This is a genomic window from Kyrpidia sp. (assembly GCF_023512215.1).
Lineage (GTDB): Bacteria > Bacillota > Bacilli > Kyrpidiales > Kyrpidiaceae > Kyrpidia > Kyrpidia spormannii.
On the sequence record NZ_JAILZZ010000090.1, the window covers coordinates 1 to 5,314 of the forward strand.

At 55.7% G+C, this 5,314-nt stretch carries 7 protein-coding genes; 3 read left to right on the forward strand and 4 right to left on the reverse strand.

Going from position 1 to position 5,314, the window contains the following annotated elements; all coding sequences use genetic code 11:
• Positions 1 to 197: 197 nt before the first annotated feature.
• Together K6T64_RS16145 and K6T64_RS16150 are read left to right on the forward strand one after the other, a co-directional pair.
• Positions 198 to 1,031, forward strand: coding sequence for a carbohydrate ABC transporter permease (locus K6T64_RS16145; protein ID WP_288011113.1), 834 nt, complete (start codon positions 198 to 200; stop codon positions 1,029 to 1,031).
• A complete protein-coding gene (locus K6T64_RS16150) occupies positions 1,028 to 1,837 on the forward strand; it encodes a carbohydrate ABC transporter permease (protein WP_288011115.1) in 810 nt (269 codons plus the stop codon). The genes K6T64_RS16145 and K6T64_RS16150 overlap by 4 nt, the downstream gene beginning before the upstream one ends.
• A gap of 102 nt (positions 1,838 to 1,939) precedes the next feature.
• On the opposite strand, the gene K6T64_RS16155 is transcribed toward K6T64_RS16150, so the two are convergent.
• From K6T64_RS16155 to K6T64_RS16170, 4 genes are all read right to left on the reverse strand, one after another.
• A complete protein-coding gene (locus K6T64_RS16155) occupies positions 1,940 to 2,500 on the reverse strand; it encodes a TetR/AcrR family transcriptional regulator (protein ID WP_288011117.1) in 561 nt (186 codons plus the stop codon).
• 1 nt (position 2,501) lies between these two features.
• Positions 2,502 to 3,215 carry an MBL fold metallo-hydrolase gene (locus K6T64_RS16160; RefSeq protein ID WP_100666846.1) on the reverse strand — a complete coding sequence of 238 codons (714 nt, stop codon included), beginning with the start codon at positions 3,213 to 3,215 and terminating at the stop codon, positions 2,502 to 2,504.
• Positions 3,216 to 3,350: 135 nt separating this feature from the next.
• Positions 3,351 to 3,803: a type II toxin-antitoxin system VapC family toxin gene (locus K6T64_RS16165; protein ID WP_100666845.1), complete on the reverse strand. Its 453-nt coding sequence runs from the start codon at positions 3,801 to 3,803 to the stop codon at positions 3,351 to 3,353.
• On the reverse strand, positions 3,804 to 4,121 hold the full coding sequence (locus K6T64_RS16170) for an AbrB/MazE/SpoVT family DNA-binding domain-containing protein (protein WP_100666844.1): 318 nt from the start codon (positions 4,119 to 4,121) through the stop codon (positions 3,804 to 3,806).
• A 329-nt stretch (positions 4,122 to 4,450) separates the two neighbouring features.
• On the opposite strand from K6T64_RS16170, the gene K6T64_RS16175 reads away from it, so the two are divergent.
• A complete protein-coding gene (locus K6T64_RS16175; RefSeq protein WP_288011120.1) occupies positions 4,451 to 5,173 on the forward strand; it encodes an IS607 family transposase in 723 nt (240 codons plus the stop codon).
• Positions 5,174 to 5,314: the final 141 nt, after the last annotated feature.

Consider the following 5,314-nt stretch of genomic DNA (forward strand, 5'->3'; position numbering starts at 1 on the left):
GCCGTGGGTTTGCCTCCGGCTTCCTTCGGATTCCGCCTCGCAGCGGACACCCTTGCCTTTGGCTAGCAGACTCGTGCTGCCTCGCCTGCAGTGGACTTGCACCACCAAATCAACGCCCATGCCGGGCGCACGGGAAGGAGGCGAGGGCGCGCCGACGCGCCCTCGCCCGACTCGGGCCTTACGCCTATTTACTGCCGGTGCTGGCGATTCTGGGCGTATTCGTATACTGGCCCCTGGTTCAGACGGCGATCCTGTCCTTGTACGAATGGAATCGGGTCAGTCCGGTCAAGACCTACATCGGCGGCCGCAATTACGCGGAACTCTTCGGAAGCCGGGATTTTCGGCTGGCCGTATGGAACACCCTGCAATACATGTTTTGGATTCTCCTCGGCAAAGGGGCACTGCCCCTGATTGCCGCCTGGGCCGTGGCGGAAATCACCGGGCCCTGGCACCGGGTTTACCGGGGTGTGCTGTTTGTGCCGGCGGTGGTGTCGGCGGCGGTGGCCTCGCTGTTGTGGTTGTGGATCCTCAACCCCATCGGCGGAGTTTTGAACGGGCTACTGCAGGTCTTCGGCATCCAGGGACCCATGTGGCTGTCGGATCCCCACTGGGTGGTGGTCGCCCTGTCGGCGGTTGGAGCCTGGAAAGGCTTTGGCCTGAGCTTCATCCTCTATTTGGCAGGAATTGTAAATATCCCCCAGGAGTACGTGGAGGCGGCCCGGGTGGATGGTGCCGGCCGCTGGCAGATTTTCTGGCGGGTCACCTGGCCCCTGCTCATGCCCACCACCGTCTTCGTCGCTTTGACCTCGGCCCTGGAAGCGGTGCAGGATGTTTTTGTCCCCATTCAAATGCTGACCCAGGGCGGGCCCAACCAGGCCAGCACCAACCTCGTGTACCTCATCTGGGAGCAAGGCTTTCAATTTTTCCGGACCGGAATGGCTTCGGCCACCAGCGTGGTGGTGTTCGTCGTGTTCTTGGTGCTGGCGGTCTGGCAAATCCGGGTCATCGACAGGAGGCTGAGGGAGGAATGAGCCGGGCGACCTGGTGGATGCACGGGCTGGCGGCGGTGTCCGCGTTGCTGCTGTTGTTCCCACTGCTGTGGATGATTTCGACGTCCCTGAAAACCCCGGAACAAGTATTCGGGGGCGGGTGGCTCCCCCATCCGGCGACATGGATGAATTACGTGGAGGCCTTCGCCGGGGCGCCGCTCGGGGTTTATTTTAAAAATACCCTGATCGTGGCGGTGCTGGTGACGGTTGGGCAGGTGGTCACGGCCATCCTGGCGGCGTATGTGTTCGGCCTGTTTCGGTTCCCGGGGAGGGATTTGCTGTTTTATTTAGTGATCGGGACGATGATGATCCCGATCCAGGTGACCCTGCTTCCGAATTATTTGTTGATCTCGTCCTTGGGCTGGCTCAACACGTACCTCGGGGCAGCGGCGCCTCAGTTGGCCAACGCTTTCGGGGTGTTTTTCCTTCGCCAGCACCTGCTCGGTTTTCCCCGGGAACTGCTCGAAGCCGCCCGGGTGGACGGGGCGGGGACGTGGCGGACGCTGTGGCAGGTGGTGGTGCCGGTCATCCGATCGCCCATTGTGGCACTGGTGATCTTGGTATTTGTGAACACCTGGAACGAGTACCTCTGGCCGCTGGTGGTTTTGACCGACCCGCCGATGAAAACCCTGACCGTCGGCCTTCAAGGGTTCGTGAGCATGGAAGGTGGCAACAATTGGGGGCCGCTCATGGCGGCCGCGACACTGACCACCCTGCCAGCGCTTCTTCTCTATCTTGTCGCCCAGCGCCAGATCATCTCCAGTTTTATGCAGTCGGGGTTAAAATAGTCTCGCCCCGGGGCATCCCCGTGGTCACCCCTTCGCCATCCCGGACGGGACTCACATCCGTCCGGGGATGGCGGCCCCGGCCGAACCCAAAATTGAACGGTGTTATGGGCAAACGCTTCGTAAAAACATGGCAATCAGTCGTTGGTAACTTTCGTCTGTCGACAAATCCATCCCGAACCCGCCTGCCAGCTCAAGAGAGGCAAATCCGTGACCGATGGCACGGAAGCCCCGAATGACATGGATCGCCTCTTCGTCGCTCAATGCACACGGCCTCAGCACCGTCAGCACCGTTTCAATGATGGCTTGAGAAGCAGATTGTACCTCGGAATCGCCTTGTTTTGGAGCACGCAGCGTGGCGGTATACACACCCGGTCTCTCTTTCGCAAACGCACGATACGCCAGCAGCATAGAAGCCAACGCGTCGGCCCGGGATTTTCCCAGGGCGGCCCGTTCCAGGCGTCTGTTCAATTCCTTCATGCCAAGCAAGGACAACTCCCGAAGAAGCCCATCCAGTCCTTCAATGTGATTATAAAGAGACGGTGCTCGGACCTTCAGATGATCTGCCACGGCAGACAAGGTGAGTTTCTCCAGGCCGATTTGGTCCGCCAGTTCTCCTGCGGCCTGTGTGATCATCACCTTGTCCAGCCGAGGTTTTTTTGCCATTTTAGACCTCCCCCTTGAATACTTCCTCCGCTTTGTTGATGGCACGATTCATGGCCTCCAGGGGATTGGTCAATACCTTCCCGTGTCCCACCGCCAGCTGTGACGGACGTAAATCGCGCAGCCGTCTTGCACTTCCTAGTGCTGTCAGCTTGTGCCACGTCGCAAGTGCCGGAAACGGAAACAATGGACGGACGACGCCGGAGACCGCTATTCCACCGTGCGTCTGAAACGCATCTCCCGCAATAAGCGTTCGATCGCGCACATCGAAAAACGCCACATGACCCGGCGTGTGCCCGGGACACGAAATGACCTCCAGGCTGCCGATCCGGTCCCCCTCCTCCAGATACCGAGTGGGCCGGGTCGTGCGAGGCGTAATACCGCCTCTGATCCTAGTCTGGAATTCCTGGGGGTCCACACTGGTGTCACCGACAAGCAGTCGACTGTCCCGCCGCGAAATCATGACCTCGGCATCCGGCAATAACATGTGCAGAGAGTCCAAAGCCCCGATGTGGTCCGCATGACCGTGAGTCAGAAGGATTCGCCTGATGGGGAGTCCAAACGTCGCAGCGGCACGTTGAATCGCCTTCGCGCTGGATGGAAGGGCAGCATCAATCAACGTTGCACCGTCATCCTCTTGAACGAGGTAGCAATTCACAGGAAACACACCTGGGAAAAATGTAATTTGCACGTAGTGGCCGAATCGAGTCAACTTCAACAGTGTCACCCTCTCCTAAAACTAACCATAGTATATATTAAATTAATTATATTAGTTTTTCAAGATAGCACGTTCTAAGACATATGAGCACGTGCCGGGCATCACTATATACCCGTAGGGAAGTGAGCAGGCTCGTCATTCCCGTTGACCTTGTGCTTCTTTAACTCTTTTCACAATTTCCGGCGGTTTAAACCATTCGATGTCGAGGCGCCGGAAATCCCGATCCCACGTGATGATTCGAGGGGTTGTGCTGAATTTTGCCTTACGCGCCACGTATGCATCGATAAAATCTACATTATGCTGTTCATAATCATCTAACGCGCCCTCTACCACTTCTTTTTCGTCAAACTCAATCACATTACTCGTCAAGTATCGGCGCAATGCTTTGGCGATTTCCCCAGGTTTATGTTCGTAGACCGATTCCAAGACCCAAACACATTCTGCAACAACCATAGACGAAGCCCTTAGTTTGATCGCGCCTCGATCAACGAACGAAACCAGCTCCAATGTTTCTTTGGTCATTCCTTCTGGATCTTCCGTTATAAGGCGTAATAACAAATTTGTATCAATCCAAAAACACTCGGCCAATTATTCATCCTCCCTTAACGCATGCTTGCGGACAGCCATGATCCTTCGGGCCTTTTTGCGAATAACCTCAAAATCCCCATCAACGCGTTTCTTGGCAGGAAGTATTCCAATCAAATCTGATAGTTTTTCTCGCTTTTTTGCTCTCATTACAATCTCCCCAAAATCATTCAAAGAGAAAATCACCTGATCCCCAGGCTCAATGTTTAACAGTCGTCGAACTTCTGCCGGAATAACAACTTGCCCTTTGCTGGAAATTGTCCTAGTAGCCAACACTTTTTTCTCCCTCTCCTTCTGTATAGATTTATCTTTCTCTTTCATTTTACATCTTACCTCCCTCATTGTAAATTGCAATTCGAATGTCTTACCGTATAAGATATTCTTACCCTCACACAATTATTCCATACGCTCATTCATCGGCACCGGATCAAGTGGTGGTTTGTGGTGGTTTAATGACAGTACCCTTGATTTAACGCGGTGAACGTCGCGTGCAACGCCTGCCACCGTCTCAATTCACGCACAATGGCCTCTCCGGTGTACCAGCGTTCCGCCTGTTCCCGATCGCGTTCTTTCTCGTCTTCGATGGTCTTAACCGACTCGGAGGTTAAAAATATATCCGCATAGACCATATTTTATAATAATATATATTCATGAAAGACACACAGTATCTCCCCATCGGCAAAGTGGCAAAAATGCTGGGACTGACCGTGCAGACGATCCGACGCTGGGACAGGGATGGAAAGATTCATTCCATTCGTTCGCCGGGGAACCACAGGTTGTTCGACGTCGAGGAGGTGAGGCGACTTTTGGGGAAACGGGCCGGGGACCGGACGGCGATCTACGCCCGGGTGTCTTCGGCCAAGCAAAAGGCGGACGGCAATCTCCAGCGGCAGCGGGAACGGCTGGAGCGGTATGCGGAAGAGCGCGGGTACGATGTGGTCCGGGTGTTTTCCGAACAGGCGTCGGGGGTGGGCGAGAACCGGAAACAACTGGCGGCCCTGCTCAAACTCGCCGAAGACGGGGAGATCGACCGGGTACTGATCGAATACCTGGACAGGCTGGCCCGGTTCGGCTATCGGTATCTGGAGCGGTTTTTCGAGAGCCACGGGGTGACGGTCGAGTCCACCCACAAGACCGAGCCGGAGACATCCCAGCAGGAGCTGGTGGAGGATCTGTTGACGATCATCACCGTGTTTTCAGCCCGGATGTACGGCAAGCGGTCGCAGGAGTTCCGGAAAAAGGTCCAAAAAGCCATGAACGAGATGGGAGGTGAGGACGCTGGCGACTGTCATCAGGGCGATCCGCATCGGGATTCACAGGGAGGTCCATCGGTGCAAGACGGAGGCGCTGGAGCGGACGAAGGATATCTATAACCAGGTGATTGCGTTTTACATGGACTTTTTCGCGGCCCATCTGAACGTGTTGGACGAGCCGGTTCAGGTTCGGAAGAAGGACGGGTCTATCAAAGAACGAACGCGCACCAACCAAGAACTGTTGACCTTCGCGGAGTTTCA